This is a genomic window from Paenibacillus sp. MABNR03 (assembly GCF_050455445.1).
GTDB lineage: Bacteria > Bacillota > Bacilli > Paenibacillales > Paenibacillaceae > Paenibacillus > Paenibacillus xylanilyticus.
On record NZ_JBCIYR010000002.1, the window covers coordinates 1229223 to 1244849 of the forward strand.

The 15627-nt window shown below is 50.6% G+C and carries 13 protein-coding genes; 5 read left to right on the plus strand and 8 right to left on the minus strand.

Annotated elements, in window-relative coordinates; translation table 11 throughout:
• Positions 1 to 267 precede the first annotated feature (267 nt).
• Positions 268 to 954, plus strand: a complete 687-nt coding sequence (locus tag AAIH57_RS14410) for an HAD family hydrolase (protein WP_430022047.1) — start codon at positions 268 to 270, stop codon at positions 952 to 954.
• A gap of 152 nt (positions 955 to 1106) precedes the next feature.
• Here the strand turns inward: AAIH57_RS14410 and AAIH57_RS14415 are convergent, their stop codons facing one another.
• The 5 genes from AAIH57_RS14415 to AAIH57_RS14435 are packed head-to-tail and all read right to left on the minus strand — an operon-like array spanning position 1107 to position 7460.
• Entirely contained in the window at positions 1107 to 2297 is a 1191-nt protein-coding gene (locus AAIH57_RS14415; protein ID WP_430022048.1) for a YheC/YheD family protein, read from the minus strand.
• Positions 2298 to 2332: 35 nt separating this feature from the next.
• On the minus strand, positions 2333 to 3439 hold the full coding sequence (locus tag AAIH57_RS14420; RefSeq protein ID WP_175399631.1) for a YheC/YheD family protein: 1107 nt from the start codon (positions 3437 to 3439) through the stop codon (positions 2333 to 2335).
• Positions 3439 to 4812, minus strand: coding sequence for a YheC/YheD family protein (locus tag AAIH57_RS14425; RefSeq protein ID WP_175399632.1), 1374 nt, complete (start codon positions 4810 to 4812; stop codon positions 3439 to 3441). Before AAIH57_RS14425 ends, AAIH57_RS14420 begins: the two co-directional genes overlap by 1 nt.
• A 59-nt stretch (positions 4813 to 4871) precedes the next feature.
• The gene (locus AAIH57_RS14430; protein ID WP_430022049.1) at positions 4872 to 6062 is read right to left on the minus strand and encodes a YheC/YheD family protein; all 1191 of its coding nucleotides are present in this window, start codon (positions 6060 to 6062) and stop codon (positions 4872 to 4874) included.
• A gap of 30 nt (positions 6063 to 6092) precedes the next feature.
• Positions 6093 to 7460, minus strand: a complete 1368-nt coding sequence (locus AAIH57_RS14435) for a YheC/YheD family protein (RefSeq protein WP_430022050.1) — start codon at positions 7458 to 7460, stop codon at positions 6093 to 6095.
• Between the two features lie 281 nt (positions 7461 to 7741).
• Here AAIH57_RS14435 and AAIH57_RS14440 point away from each other — a divergent pair, with 281 nt between their 5' ends.
• From AAIH57_RS14440 to AAIH57_RS14450, 3 genes are all read left to right on the plus strand, one after another.
• Positions 7742 to 8089 carry a YlbF family regulator gene (locus AAIH57_RS14440; RefSeq protein ID WP_095288137.1) on the plus strand — a complete coding sequence of 116 codons (348 nt, stop codon included), beginning with the start codon at positions 7742 to 7744 and terminating at the stop codon, positions 8087 to 8089.
• Positions 8090 to 8185: 96 nt separating this feature from the next.
• Positions 8186 to 8473 (plus strand): hypothetical protein, encoded by a 288-nt coding sequence (locus AAIH57_RS14445; RefSeq protein WP_217506643.1) that lies wholly within the window; start codon positions 8186 to 8188, stop codon positions 8471 to 8473.
• A 171-nt stretch (positions 8474 to 8644) separates the two neighbouring features.
• Positions 8645 to 9979, plus strand: coding sequence for a DRTGG domain-containing protein (locus AAIH57_RS14450; RefSeq protein WP_175399635.1), 1335 nt, complete (start codon positions 8645 to 8647; stop codon positions 9977 to 9979).
• Positions 9980 to 10126: 147 nt separating this feature from the next.
• Here AAIH57_RS14450 and AAIH57_RS14455 read toward each other — a convergent pair whose 3' ends face one another.
• The 3 genes from AAIH57_RS14455 to AAIH57_RS14465 form a co-directional block, all read right to left on the minus strand.
• A complete protein-coding gene (locus AAIH57_RS14455) occupies positions 10127 to 10468 on the minus strand; it encodes a YtpI family protein (RefSeq protein WP_175399636.1) in 342 nt (113 codons plus the stop codon).
• 95 nt (positions 10469 to 10563) lie between these two features.
• On the minus strand, positions 10564 to 11052 hold the full coding sequence (locus AAIH57_RS14460; protein WP_430022051.1) for a hypothetical protein: 489 nt from the start codon (positions 11050 to 11052) through the stop codon (positions 10564 to 10566).
• Between the two features lie 21 nt (positions 11053 to 11073).
• Positions 11074 to 11403, minus strand: coding sequence for a YtrH family sporulation protein (locus AAIH57_RS14465; RefSeq protein ID WP_090920214.1), 330 nt, complete (start codon positions 11401 to 11403; stop codon positions 11074 to 11076).
• Positions 11404 to 11646: 243 nt separating this feature from the next.
• Here AAIH57_RS14465 and AAIH57_RS14470 point away from each other — a divergent pair, with 243 nt between their 5' ends.
• The gene (locus AAIH57_RS14470) at positions 11647 to 15627 is read left to right on the plus strand and encodes a DNA polymerase III subunit alpha (protein WP_430022052.1); all 3981 of its coding nucleotides are present in this window, start codon (positions 11647 to 11649) and stop codon (positions 15625 to 15627) included.

Below are 15627 nucleotides of genomic sequence, written 5' to 3' on the forward strand. Positions count from 1 at the left end.
TATGTATTTGTCGAAAAAACTAGAAAAATGATAATTACAGGACTTAGGGATTATGAGTCTTAAGAACTATTTTTCAGTATTATACTTTAAGAAAGCATCTTTGTACATAGATTGTTTAACTTTTGTATAATCTCCGTATTGTGTTGTGCGACATTATCATTCAAACCTTTTACAGTGTTTGGTTTACACTGCCGAACGTTTTTGTTTATCATGGGAAGAGAATGATGCCGATTACATATTTCAATCCGAAAGGAACGAACCTTGGAAATGAGTAAAGAGACTGTATTGAAGAAACCGGAAGCGATGATTTTTGATATGGATGGAACGTTGTTTCAGACTGAGACCTTGCTGCTGCCGGCTTATCAAAAGCTGTTTGATACACTTCGTGCTGAAGGACACTTTGAAGGGGAGACACCTCCAGAGGAACGGATGCTGGGAAGTCTGGGCATGCTGCTAGAAGATATATGGAAAGTGGTCATGCCGGAAGCCTCTGAAGCGGCACATCGTCGTGCGGATGAATTGCTGCTTCAATTGGAGATCGAGGGACTCGATCAAGGGAGCTCACAGCTGTATCCGCATGTAAAAGAGACGCTGGAAGCATTGAAGGAGCAAGGTGTGAGGTTATTTGTAGCCAGTAACGGGCTGGAGGACTATGTCAAAGGGGTGGCGTTTGCCCATGAGATTATGCCTCTATTCGAAGGGGTATACAGTGCGGGACAATACAAGACACCTTCCAAGGTCAACCTGGTGCAGCTATTGCTCGAAAAACATCGGATTCAGGATGCCTGGATGGTTGGGGACCGTTCGTCCGATGTGGAAGCCGGAAAAATGAACGGTCAGACCGTTATTGGCTGTGCATATGCCGGCTTTGGTCGGGATGAAGAACTCGCCGGATCCGACGTATTAATCTCTGACTTTACGGAACTTACTCGGCTCTATCGGGAAGCAGAATAGTTCATTGCCAGATGGATTGCTCTGAATCGCGAGTGAAAACGGAAAAGCCTTCATCTCCAGTGTCTGTCATGGGCCTGGAGATGAAGGCTTTTTATTTAGAATGAATATTCATTTGAGGCTTCAACAGAAGGCCCATGTTTTAAGTGGATCAGCTACTTTAATCTTGATTTTCGTGACCTTCGGGTTGCGGTTGATTTACCTCTTATAGGTTTAGGTTTGATAATTTTCTCTTTAATCGGAGTCCTTACGGTACGGTTGCGATACACCCATAGCGCATATTCCAACGGCTGAGTGATCGCTTTGTAATAAATATCCCGTTCGCCAATCCGTGCAAATACTTCACGTGCAGGTTTGGGATTCACTTCAAGCAGGAAGATGCGGCCATCCTTGTCGATCGCCAAATCCAGAGCAAGCTCACACAGATCGCCGTACGTATCTTCCAGAAATGAGGCCACCGAAATGCCGAATTTCTCTGCGGTAGCATTAATTTCTGTTCTCAGCTCTTCATCAGGAATCCATTGTTTCATCAGACGGTGCATGGCAACGGCCTGACCGCCGCCATGCAGATTCGAAGTCACACTTTTCTCTGCTCCCATACGTCCAGCACAACCGGTAAGCTCCCATTCTCCCTCGCCATTCTTCTGGACGAGCATGCGGTAATCATGTACACGCCCATTCGGAAGCTGGAGCTGGATGCCTTCCTGAACCAGGTATTTATCCTTCATGTTCCAATGCTGGAGCAGGGAACCAAGTCGTGATAAATGCACTTTGCGCGGAGTAATGATACGCCGTTTTTGGTCACGTCCCTGAACCAGGACCATGTTGGCTTCGCCACTGATTCGTTCGATCCGCAAGATACCACGTCCGCCTGTTCCGTTTATGGGCTTCAGATAGATCAACGAGGAGGCTTTAAGCATTCGATTGACATCAGACATGTCATGAAACAGAACGGTCTCTGGCAGATGTTCGTGAAAAGCGGATTGGGCTGAAAGGGTCTGATGTATGGTCCATTTATTGCGAAGCGGCCTGTTTAGGAAGAGCAGGTGACCATATTTTTCACGAAAGGCGAGCAGCTGCTGAAATCTGCGGTTTCGCTGTATGCGGCAGCGGTCAAAGATCAGATCCGGAAAGGAACGCCATTCCCTGGACCATCCCTTTTCCGAATGGAAGACCATGGCCTCGATCTGTTTGCCTCCGGGATGTACATCCGCAGGTGTGAACACATAGATGTCGAGTCCCCGCTTGCGTCCCTCGAGGATCATTCTGCGGTAGATGTTCCGTTCTTCCAAGGCGCGATGTTCGTTTAAGTACAACGTCATAATGCCTAGAACAGGTGAGGACACAAACAATCACCTTCTTTAGCTGTTATTCCTTTCCATTATCGTTTGGACTGGCGGGCAAGATAGGCACTGTATTGAAAAATGCGTTCCAATGATCTTTTCCGTATCTGGGGTTCATCGAATTTCATTGGTTTGGCATTGGCTTCGAAGAACCAGATCTCTCCCAGATCATCGATGCCCAGATCCATAGACATCTCGCCAAGCGTATGTCCGGAACCACGTTCAACTTGTCTTGCGATCATTAATGAAGTGGACTTGACTCTTTTCATGAGTGCTGCTGTTGTTTCTTCTCCGAACAGTTCTGTAAGAAGCTGCTCCGGATCCTCTACACTGCCCCCGCGTGGAACGTGGGTCGTAATGCTTCGCGAGCCAGCCAGTCTGGCACCGATACCTGTTACGCTCCACTGCCCTTTACCGTTCTTCTGCACAAGAACACGCAGATCGAAGGGACGTTTGCGGGAGGAAGCGAGTTCTATTCCTTGCTGCATGATATAAGGGGTATGACCCGTTTCTCTGCGAATTCGAGTCCACAACTTGGCAAGTGTAGCTGCCTTGTACGTGGTGCTCTTTCGGGAACTTTGTATCTTGAGCCGAAATGGAAGACGTTCCTTTTCCTGAAACTTCAACATCATGATGCCCTTGCCCGCCTTGCCGCTTTCCGGTTTCAGATACAAATAGGGAAATGTCCGCAGCACCATACCGAGAGTAGAGGCACTGCGCATCCGGCGTGTATGAGGGATCAGGCGCTGGGTGGATTTGGACTTTTTAAGCCATTCGAACAGGTCCCATTTATTGAAGAAAAAAGGGTTATACAGTTCGATCCCCGCTTGCTTGCATTCCTCGATTTTGCGCTGAACGGAAGGTTTTCGCTCATCCTCCCGGTAAGGGATGCGATTATACAGTACATGAGGGAGAGGGAAGGACTGCGAAGTCCATTTTCCACTCCCTTTGTTATACGTGTAGCCCATAACGGTTGGACCAGTCACATCCAAATCTCTTACAGTTACAATATACACCTGGTAACCCATGCTTTCGCCTGTCTGTATAATGTCCAGAAAATTTTGATGGTTTCCCCTGAATCCCCGCTGGTTATCGTGCATGGTCAACACGGCAATGACAGGTTTGAAATCATCATGAAGGCTCATCAAATGCCGTCCCTCTTCCGGAATTTGCTCAAATACAGGCAGTGTTCCAAAATGTGCTCCACTGACGATTTTCCCTCCACCCGGAGTGAAGGATGGCGGAAAATGGAGCGTCCGGGTTTGGCGTTCGCTTCGAACATCCATACATGTTCCTCCTGATCAATGCCCAGATCAAAGCCAATCTCACCAATCAGATGCTGGTGCTGGGTTTCAATCGCCTGGGCCAGTGTAATAGCGACGGTTTTGGCCTGCTGAAGCACTTCTCCCGCGCGGTCCCCAAAGTTGCGGCTGAGCGCCTGTTCGGGGGTCATCAGGGAGCCGCCGTTTTTAATGTGCGTTGTCACGCTGCCCCGACCAGCCTTTTTGGCGCCGATGCCGACGACGACCCATTGATTGTTACCATTTTTGTGCATGTGAAAACGAAAATCAATTGGACATTCGTCAATCTCAATCAGGCGGATTCCCTGCTGAACGACATATCCACGGAGCTGTTTGCCGTGTCTTCCCTGAAGCATGCGCATCAGGCTGTTGAATGAGCCGAAGCGCAGGAGGGCATTGCCGCCTTTTTTGCGGTAACGTGCGAAATATCCGCGTTTGGGCGAATAGGTCAAACGATAAATGCCGTTGCCGAGACTTCCAGCAGTAGGCTTATAGTATACAAACTGGTGTCGTTCCAGCATTTCTCTCATTTGATCCACGTTCGGATTGGTGATGGATTCGGGAATATACCGACCAGCATCAGGATCATTCTCGAGGAGGTGGTAGATATCCGACTTATTGAAAAAGCTCCAGTTGAAGAAGGGTATTTTGCGCCGGACAAACCGCTCCCGCAGTTGATTGATGGCAGGCGAGAAATCGGAACGGCGGCTGGGTAACCGATTGTAGACAACGTCCGGCAAGGGAACCGTTTTGCGAACAAAACTTCCGTTTTCGTTCAGAAAAAAACCGGATACTGTTTCATTCTGCCAGTTGATATCTCTCGGTGTGAACGCATATATATATGATTTGCGGCTTCCTTCGCGGAGCAATTGCTTGATAAACCCGGTACGAGAGCCAAACGGATTGGAGCTCGTCGCAGGTCCATCGGACAATACCCCGATCAGCGGTCCGAGCTGGACTTCATCATTTTGCAGATTGCGCAGATAGATGCTGCCCCGCTTGGGAACGTTCATCAGATTGCGTATGCCCGTGGCGAGATAGAGATGTTTCCCTGCCTTTTTGATCGGTTTGATGGTAGCAGGCACCCGGTCTCGCCCAAACCGCAGATGTATCGTTTTTTTGCCGGATAGATTCAGACTTTTCATTAATGCGTTGGATATATAAACCACTTTATCCGGTTGCTGCGTAAAATGCAGATTGCAAAAGGTCAAACTCATGATTTATCCTCCTATCCTGAAAAAATCCTTCGGCTCCATGGCAAGCGGGCGCTGCGGGCCTAGCCGCCGTGAATCGGGATGGGTTTCAGGCCAGCTGTGCTGGATGTATTCGGCATTTTCATTGGACGAACGACGTCCGAGAGAACATGTTGTTGCAGCAAATAACGTGCATAGGCAAGCGGCTGGGTGTAGGTCAGTGCCTGCATCTGTCGGTCACCTGCCTCTGCGAATGAAGAACGGCCCGGCTTCGAATTAACCTCCAGCAGCCAGAGGCGACCTTTTGAATCCACTCCGAAATCCAGTCCGAGTTCAGCAAGTCTGCCGAAATGACTCTCCAGTAATGGGGGAATCAGAGCAGCAGCCCGGCTGATCGATTCAAGAAGGGTGTCGGTACGAATGTCCCCGTATCGATCCAGCAGATAAGGGCGGGCAGGATGCGCTTTTCCCCCGCCGTGCAGATTGGAAGTGAGGGAACCTTCTGCGCCCTCACGCACCATACAGCCGGTCAAGGTCCATTGCCCATGTCCGTTTTTTTGAACCAGGGCCCGGATGTCAAATGGATGACGATCATGACTCAAATCCAGATATGGCTGCATGATCCATTGGCGATCGGCGATCTGGGATTCAAGCCAGGCCGAGAGCATATAACGAGTGTAAAATGTACGGTAAAAACGTTCGTTGTTCTTATCTCGGCCTTCCATAGTCCATGAGGACTTATCGTTTCCATGGGTGAGACGAAACGTTTCCTTGCCATGGGTCCCTGATACAGGCTTGAAGAAAAGCCCCTTAGGCCATCGTTGCAGCCATTGCTCCCATGCAGCATCAGGCTGAAGGAGAACGGTCGGGATGAGAAGTTTGCGCAACTGTGTTTCGCGAGACAATACCCGATGGACTTTCCATTTACCGGGCAAGGAGGCAGACCAATAAGGTCTTACGTGTGCACTACCGGATATAGTAAGCTCCCGAAGCTTCTGTCTCCATTTTCTTGGAAGTGGCAGCAGACACCGATCCATCAGCATTTGGACTCCGCGAATAGGTGAAGTTTCCCATAGCCCGTCACGGTAAATGTATCCTTTTTGAGGCAGAGGATCATCTCGGTCACTGGATATGGGCAGTACGATAATATCCAGGTCAAAATGATGGCTCTCCAAACTCAGGCGTCGGCAAAAGAGTTCATCCGAGAAGGGTGGTGCCCCTTCTGCTCCACGGACTAGTACCGCTAAGGTTTTTGATTGTGGCGATGATCGCATTGGAATGCACCTCCTGTATTGGACAACTCTTCAGAACCCCGCCAGAAAGGTGGAGTATTCCAGCATGGCTTTGACTGAGGGTCTAATTTTGCTCTCGCTCAGTGGCGTATTGTCATTCTTGGATGGTTTTGAATTAACCTCCAGCAGCCAGACACGTCCAGTGGTGTCCATTGCGAGATCGATACCAAGTTCACCGAAATGGGCGGGTATGGCACTTTCAATCCCTTTGGCAATATCGAGCGCTGCCGTATGGAGCCCCGCATAAGCAGAGGCTTTGGCAGACGCCGGCAGCTGGGTTTTCGCCACAGCGTCCTTCACCGTACTGAGGCTTCCGCCGCGAGCCAGATTGGATACATAGTGGCTGCCTCCGGCAATGCGGGCCACAATGGAGGTGACACTCCATTTGCCGGTACGATTTTTTTGCACCAGAGCACGGAAGTCGACAGGCCGGCCGCCATTGTCGATGAGAGACAGACCTTGCTGGATCTGATAACGCGTCGTTTTCATTTTTCCGGACAGACTCGCATAGAGTTTATCCAGAGAAGCATACGTTTGTTTGCGGGTGCCTCCGACGCTTGTTGCAAGTGTAAGGAAACTACCGTCAATTTGACGGGAAACCCGGATGATCCCTTTGCCAAGTGAACCTCGCACAGGTTTGAGAAATACAACCGGATGCCGGGTGCACATCGTTTTGAGCGTGGCTGCTGACTTCAGCAGATGGGATTCGGGCAGGACCCTTTTGAGTGTTGTAATGGACTTCAAGGCATCAAACACTTCATTTTTGTCCAGGAATTTTTCATTAAAGGTTTGTGTGCCGTAGAGAGATTTTACTTCTTTCATGAAATGCTGTACGCTAGGTTTGTTCTCAAGCTTACGGGATGTCAGCCTGTTATTGACGACGTCTGCAATGGGCAGAACCGTCTTTTTCCAGCCGTCATCATACACCCAGCCCTGAATATGACCTGTTACCGCTCCGATATCCTCCGGTGTAAAAAAGGATACATAGGCGCCTCGCTTACGGCAGGCGTTCACCAGTTCATGACAGAACATCGTGATGGAGCCAAAGGGCCGATCGGGCTGATCGGGATAGTCCTGGCTTACCAGCACACTGATGAAGGGTCCGAGGCGCAGCGTACGGCTGGCTGAACGATAGGATACACTCAGGACCGAGCGGGGAACCAGGCCGGTCTTGCTGGCTACCGTCTGATTGATACGAAGACCGTCATACCTGGGAACCGGGATAACAGTGACTTCATGACGGTAAGAGCCGAATTGTAGCTGAAGCGGCCTTCCCGAAGGGATTTTAAGTGCTTTGAGCACCCCTTCGCCCAGCATGATGACGTCGTCCTGCAGGATGCCCGAGCCGGTAACCTGAATCGTTACTTTTTTAGTGGACATCACGGATCTCCTTCCGGGCGGCAACTTGATGTCTGATCTCGAAGTTGAACGGCATCTGAACATGGCATGTGCTTCATCATATGAGGACATATACCCCTTTGTGATTGACCCATTTGGATTAAATGCAATTGATTTGGCATCGTAATCGATGACCTGTCTGGGCCAGCCATTGTTTGACGGAAGAGAAATACGTGTATTAACACGGATGAACGTTACGACGAGAATGATGAAGAACTGAATGAATAGCAGCAGAACGATCCAATTTTGAGGAGGAAATAATAGTGAACATTTATGACAAAGCCAATGATTTGGCCAAAGCACTGAGAGAAAGCAGCGAGGTGGAAGAAATTACTTCCGCGATGAAGCTGATTGAAGCTGATCCGGAGGCGAAGCGCATGCTGGACAGCTTCCGCGATCAACAGATGGAATTGCAACAGCGCATGATGAGTGGTGACATGCCTGCTCCGGACGAGATGGAGAAAATGGAGAAGCTGTTTGAGGTGCTGAGCCTGAATCTTAACATCCGTCGTCTGTTTGACGCCGAGCGTCGTCTGAGCGTTATCATTGAAGATGTGAACAAAATTATCGCAGACAGCCTGGGCCATCTGTATGGCGGCGCTGAAGCCTAGATCATTGTACAGGTTATTTGTCTAAACCTTTCATATTACATGGTTCCCGTTCATAGACTAGACATATAGAGTCGATCAAGAACGAAGGAGCTGTGAATGGTGAAAAGGTTAAAAAAGGCAAAACATGTGATCTATCTGCTGATCGCACTGGCCATGCTGGTGATCGCACTGCCGCGAATTTCATTCGCTGGTGGAATGGACTGGGTTAATATTTTTGGCATCGTATGGGTGCTGTTCTCACTATTAATCATTGGTGCACACCTTCATTTCATTCTCGGTGTAGATGAAGAGAAGAAGCGTGCACTGGAAGCTGTCCGGCGGGCCAAGCTGCGGCAGTGGGAGATGAAGCTGGTGGACAAGCAGGAGCAGAGCAAGTCTGTATAAGGTTTGGATCACTGGCCAAGTCGAGATATGTAGACCGAATATCCTTCAACATAGAGGGTATTCGGTCTTTTTTTACGTAAATAAACGAAGAGTTGGGAATGGGGTTATTTTCCTCAGGCCGTGTTATAATAGATACAGAATAGTACAGATGCAACTCCGGGGGTGGTACAGATGGACGGACAGGAAGAAAACGTGACGAAGCACGAACAGCTGCTGCAACATATAGAGCAATTAAAAGTGGGCAGTAAAATATCGGTTCGCGGCCTTGCAAAAGAGCTTGGTGTAAGTGAGGGTACAGCTTATCGTGCCGTAAAAGAAGCAGAGAACTTTGGGCTGGTGGTGACCAAGGAACGGATTGGGACGGTGCGTATTGAGAAGAGGCCACGCGGCATGTCAGAACAACTGACCTTTGCCGATGTGGTTACCATCGTGGAAGGCCACGTACTCGGAGGTAGTGACGGCTTGGCCAAACCGCTCCATAAGTATGTGATTGGCGCGATGAAAGAGCAGGCCATGGCCCGTTATATTGATGCCGGAAGTTTATTGATTGTTGGTAACCGGGACAACGCTCATTCCCTTGCCCTTGAGCAGGGAGCAGGTGTGCTTATAACGGGTGGATTCGGCACAAGCCGTGAAGTCAGATTGCTGGCTGATGAACTAGGACTTCCGATTATTTCCTCCAGACATGATACGTTTACCGTGGCTTCCATGATTAACAGGGCGATCTTCGACCGACTGATCAAGAAAAAAATAATGCTTGTAGAGGACATCATCGGTCAGAAGCCGCGTCTTCAAGTACTTAAGGTAACCAGCTCTGCGGCTGATTTTCACAAGCTGGTATCCGAAACAGGAGAACATCGCTTCCCGGTGGTTGACGAATGGAATCGTGTTATCGGGATTGTCAGCCTGAAAGATGTGAGCGAGCTTCAGGAAGAGCAGAGCATTGAGAAATGCGTAGTACGCCGCCCGATCACGGCTTCACTGCAAACTTCGCTGGCTTCCGCTGCACAAATTATGACATGGGAAGGTATCGACTTTCTGCCCATCGTGGATCGGAATCGCAAATTGATTGCCTCGGTCACACGTAAGGAAGTGCTGCAGGCGATGCGTGACGCCCAGAAGCAGCCGCAGCTGGGAGAGACCTTTGATCATCTGATCTGGAACGGGTTTGCCGAGGAACGCAGTGAACAGAATGAACTGATGTTCCACGGGTTCATTATTCCGCAGATGGCGACAGACCTGGGCACGATCTCGGAAGGGGTACTGCTGAATGTCATGACACAGGCAGGTCGGCGGGCAGCCTGGGACGTCACAGGGAATGATTATGTCGTGGATAATGTGACGACGTATTTTGTCCATCCGGTGCAGATTGAGGATCAGATCCTGGTTCGTCCGGTCATTCTGGAGACCAGCCGACGGACCTGCAAAATGGACATTGTCATTACCCGTGAAGGAAACGTGGTATGCAAAGCAGTAATGACGCTGCAGTCCATTGATCATGCTTAAATCAGATCATTGCTGTTACAATACGCATAAAAAAGAGGATATCCTCCTGACGAGCATTTCGAACCGCTGTTCCACAGCCGGATTTCAGACATGCATCGATAAATGGGGATAACCTCTTTTTGCTGTAAATCCATTATTAAGTGTGCATCAGACCGACTGTCTGGATGTGCTGCCTGCCTGATCTCCACTGTGCTCCTGAAGACGGGCATAGTAACTGCGGTTGCGCAAACCGGCAAACAGATTGTAGGCACCGATAATCAGAAAGAGCGCTTCCACAACAATGGAAAGACTGGAGCCGGTGAAGACAAACATTAGGATTACGGACAGAACAACCAGCATGCCACCCATCCAGATGTTGGTCCACGAACGATAGAGACCGGCATCAGCGGCACTCGCGGCCCGATGTGAACGAATGCTGTTCAGAGCTGAACAGACCATGGCTATAGCAAAAATGGCGATTAGGGCATACTTGAGTACATCGATCAACACGAATCAGCAGCTCCTTTTCTGGAAAGCATTTACTGCCCTCATTGTACCACGCGGACAGAGGACAAGGGCAGTTTTTTCTAGCTGCTTCCCCGGGGTTAAGCGGGGACGTGCATCCGGATTTGTACCCAAACCTGAAGTACGCCTTCCATAACGAGCATCGTTTTAACCTGGACGGTGTATTCTTTTTCTCTTACACTGTAAACTTTCTGGTTTAGCATAATGCGTGTCATTTTGCTGTACTCATCAATATTAAATACATCACGCCCCCGCAGAACCTCCAGCTCATCTCCTAGCTTCTGCAGCATGATTTTTAGAGAAGCCTCGTCCGGACCTTTGTCCGACTCTTCGGCACGGACCTTGATTTCCTTGATGACAGTTTGCCGTTTACTGTATTTTTTCAGCGTTTTGATATCCTCCTCATTCTGATGCAGCTGAAGCTGCAATTCTTGATTGTTGAGCCACAGCTCGTTATAACTTAGGTGAAATATACCGTTATATACGATGCTTCCTGCAATCATTCCCAGGACAAAAACAGCGGTCATGCGCATAAGCGGGCGGTAGCGTGAAAATGGTGGGATCCTCATAGGCGCTGTCCCAGTTTCATATTAACCCCGGCCTCCACCGCATACCCATTTTACGAGTTCGGTTCCCATGTGAGCTCCCATAAAGGCTGAGATCAGGTACAAAATCTGCTTGACCGCCGGAGACAGATTGCCGTCGAGGAAGTTGCTCTCAATGACACGCATGGGGTCAATGGTGCCACCCACCGCTGCTGCAAGCGCCCATATTTTTATTTTCCCGGAAATATCAAGCATCGTCTGAGTCGGAGGCTGGAGAGAGATAACGGCGCCGATTCCCCCGATCATCGCGCCGCCCAGCACGATTCCAAACGCAATAAAGAAATCAAGAATGGCTTTGGACAAAAATGTGCTCATCGGCAAACACCCCTTTCAGACCCAGCAGCACACCTCCTGTCAATGGTCCGAAACAGGGGGAGCGGCTTGTACTTCTATTGTATGGGCGTGCCCCCGGACGATATGATAAAATAGAATAATAAAGTCCCGTTTTACCTGATGAATTTTTATTCATTTATTGTATTCATATAGAAGAAAGATAGGCAGCAGATGGGCTCGCAAGACAGATGCTGCAGCTATCCGCGGCGAAAGGAAGAAACGAACATGAGTTCTTTTGTGCATTTGCACGTTCATAGTGAATATAGTTTGCTGGACGGCGCTGCGCGTATTCCGGATCTCGTGAACCAGGCCGCAGATCTTGGAATGACTACACTCGCATTGACCGATCACGGCGTCATGTATGGCGCCGTTCCCTTTTATAAAGCCTGTATCGAGCGGGGCATCAAGCCGATTATCGGATGTGAGGCTTACATGACCGCAGGGTCCCGGAAGGAACGGGGAAGCCGCAAGGATCAGCCGATTCATCACCTGATTTTGCTGGCCAAAAACATGACGGGTTACCGCAACCTGATGAAATTATGCTCCATTGGGCATCTGGAAGGTTTTCATTACAAGCCGCGTATCGATATGGAGAGCCTGGCCGCTCATCACGAGGGCATCATCTGTCTCAGTGCTTGTCTGGGGGGAGAAGTGCCCCAGCATTTGTTGCATGGTCGAGAGGAAGAGGCCCGGCGTGCAGCGCTGCGTTACAAACATATTTTTGGCCCTGATTTCTATCTGGAGCTTCAGGATCACGGCTTGGCAGAGCAAAAAAGAGTCAATCCCCAATTGATTCGTCTGGCTGAGGAACTGGATATTCCGCTTGTGGCGACAAATGATGTGCATTACCTGTCGGAAGCAGACGCCGAACTTCAGGATGTGTTGATCTGCATCGGTACCGGAAAAACCGTGGATGATGAGAGTCGACTTCGGATTGGGTCCAACCAGCTATATCTGAAAAGTGAGCAGGAGATGGCCCGCTTGTTCCCTCATGTGGAAGAGGCGTTGAAAAATACCGTTCGCATTGCTGATTCCTGCGAGCTGCAGCTGGAATTCGGCAAGTCGATTTTGCCGGAGTATAGACCGCTGCCCGAAGGGCAGAGTCCTTCAAACTACCTGCGACAGCTCTGTGAAGAAGGCATGAAAGACCGCTATGCGGTTACTGAACGTTGGACGGATTCGGAGCTCCGTGCCGAACTCGAACAGCGACTGAACTATGAGCTTCAGGTTATCGACAGTATGGGCTTCTCGGATTATTTCCTGATCGTATGGGATTTTATCGCTTATGCCCACAGGCAGGGAATCGTTACCGGTCCAGGCCGGGGTTCCTCGGCGGGAAGTCTCGTTGCCTACACACTGCGTATTACCGATGTCGATCCGATGAAATATAACCTGCTCTTTGAGCGGTTCCTGAATCCCGAACGTATTTCCATGCCGGATATTGATATCGACTTCAGCGATGAACGGCGGGATGAGGTTATTGATTATGTCGCAGACAAATACGGAAAAGCACACGTGGCACAGATTATCACCTTTGGTACAATGGCTGCGCGTGCAGCCGTGCGGGATGTTGGACGGGCACTGAATGTCCCTTATGGTGAGGTGGATAAAGCGGCGAAGCTGATTCCTGCACAGCTTGGAATCAACATACAACGTGCCATGGAAGCAGCGCCTGAACTGAAGGTTTTATATGAAACGAAGCCTAAAACCCGTGAATTGCTGGACATGGCCATGAAGGTGGAAGGCATGCCGCGTCATGCTTCCACGCATGCTGCGGGGGTCGTTATATCTCGCGATCCGCTGACTGATGCCGTTCCGCTTCAGGAAGGAAGCGAAGGAACCGCGTTAACCCAGTATTCCATGGAAAACCTGGAGTCGATTGGGCTGCTCAAAATGGACTTTCTCGGTTTGCGTACCCTCTCCATTATTGAGCGCTGCCTGCGCTGGATCGGGGATGAGGGCAAGGTTCCGGATTTCCGCAATATTGCGGATGATGATGCACTGACTTATGAGATGCTAGGCCGTGGTGACACGATGGGAGTATTCCAGCTGGAATCCGCAGGCATGCGGCGTGTATTGAAGGATCTGAAGCCAAGTGTATTCGAAGACATCATTTCCGTTCTCGCTTTGTATCGTCCAGGACCGATGGGATTTATATCCAAGTACATTCAGGGCAAGCATGGGCAGATTGAGGTTGATTATCCCCATGCTGATCTGGAATCCATTCTGAAGGATACGTATGGCATCATTGTATACCAGGAACAGATTATGCAGATTGCTTCTCGCATGGCGGGTTTCTCACTGGGTGAAGCGGATTTGCTGCGCCGAGCGGTCTCCAAGAAAAAACGGGAAGTGCTCGATCTGGAACGTGGACATTTTGTTCAGGGCAGTCTCAAACAAGGTTATAGTGAAGAAGAGGCAGACCTGGTCTACGACATGATTGTCAAATTCGCCAATTATGGGTTCCCGCGTGCCCATGCCGCGGCATATGGTGTATTGGCATTCCAGACGGCATATCTGAAGGCCCATTACCCGGTACATTTTATGGCTTCCATGCTGACTGCCGTTATGGGCAGTCACCGCAAAGTGGCGGAATACGTCGTGGAATGTCGGCGTATGGGGATTGAAGTTTTACCGCCTGATGTGAACGAGAGCGGCATTCTGTTTACTCCGGTCTTCGCAATATCCGGCCAAGCGGAGAAGCATCAGTCTGACGAGTCCCGTGCGGATAAAGGGGATGGCACTCGGAATGAGGGCTATGACCATTCCGGTTCAGCTGACTATGGGGAAGCACCACTGCCGGATGACCCGGGTCCAATGCCCGAAGAGGGTGACCCTTCTTATGGCTGGGAGGCCGCGACCGTTATGCCTGAAGGCGGCATGCAGGATGAGGGGACTCATGGAGAAGGAAATGCATCGCCGGCAGCAGAACATTTGAACCGAAGTAATACGGGAGAGTCCGGTGCTGCTGACCAGACTCAGGCTGAGGCGTCTGCTTCCGGATCCATCCGTTTTGGACTTGCCGCTGTCAAGAACGTCGGCACACAAGCTATGGAAAGCATTATGGTTGTCCGGAAGGAGCGCCCATTCGACAGTCTGCTCGATTTTTGTCGCCGTGTTGATCTGCGTGTCTGCAACAAACGTGTCATTGAATCGCTGATCCAGGCTGGAGCTTTTGATACCTTGCCTGGTCACCGGGCACAACTGCTCGCGATGCTGGACGAAACGGTGGAGGCAGCTCTGAAGTGGCGCAAGGAGCGCGAGGATTTGCAAATTCAGCTGTTCGATTTTGTTGAAACACCGAACTGGGAGATTGAATATCCCCAGATCCCGGCTTATTCAGCCAGTCAGCAGCTGGAGCTTGAACGAGAACTGCTGGGCCTGTATCTCTCCGGTCATCCGCTGGATGACTATGAAGATGTGCTCGAATCAAGCGGAGCTGACCGGATTATGGAGCTGACGGAAGCGGCCGACGAGACGATGGCCGTCGCTGCCGGGATGGTGGTGTCCGTGAAGTCGATTACGACGAAACAGGGCAAGGCCATGGCGTTCATGGAGCTGGAAGACCAGATCGAACGCTGCGAAGTGGTTCTCTTTCCCGAAGTATGGCGGCGCAGCCAGCAGCATGTCGGGAAAGGCGAACTGCTCGTCGTGCGTGCCAAGGTGCAGCAGCAGGACGAAGGGTTTAAGCTGCTGGCTGAGGAAGTGGCGCCGCTCACACAGACGGCACTGGAACAGCAGCTGCGCAGCCGCGAACGGCGCGGCAAGCCCGGCAGCGGGAGCCCTTCCCGCCCGGCAGCTCCGGCACGGCAGCCAGCCGGTGCGGGATCCGGAGCGCAGCACAGCAGCGCAGGCAGAGGCCCCGCAGCAGCGCGCAGCGGCGAAGGGACAGACAAGGCCGAGGTGGCGACAGGGTCATCGCCAGGCCGTTCCGCTGCTGCTGATGGAACAGAACAGAGCCGCCGGTCTCAGGCTGCTCAGCAGCGGGTGTTCGTGAAGATCACTCCTCAGTCCGAGAAGCCGGAGCTGCTGGCACGCCTGAAACAGCTGCTACAGCAGCATCACGGACCGGTTGCAACGGTGCTCTTCTATGAGCAGCAGCAGAAGTTGCTTGCATTAAGTGATGCTTACCGGATTAAACCGTCACCAGCGCTGTTTTCTGAGATGGAACAGATGCTTGGCGAAGGTACGGTCAAAATTAAGTAA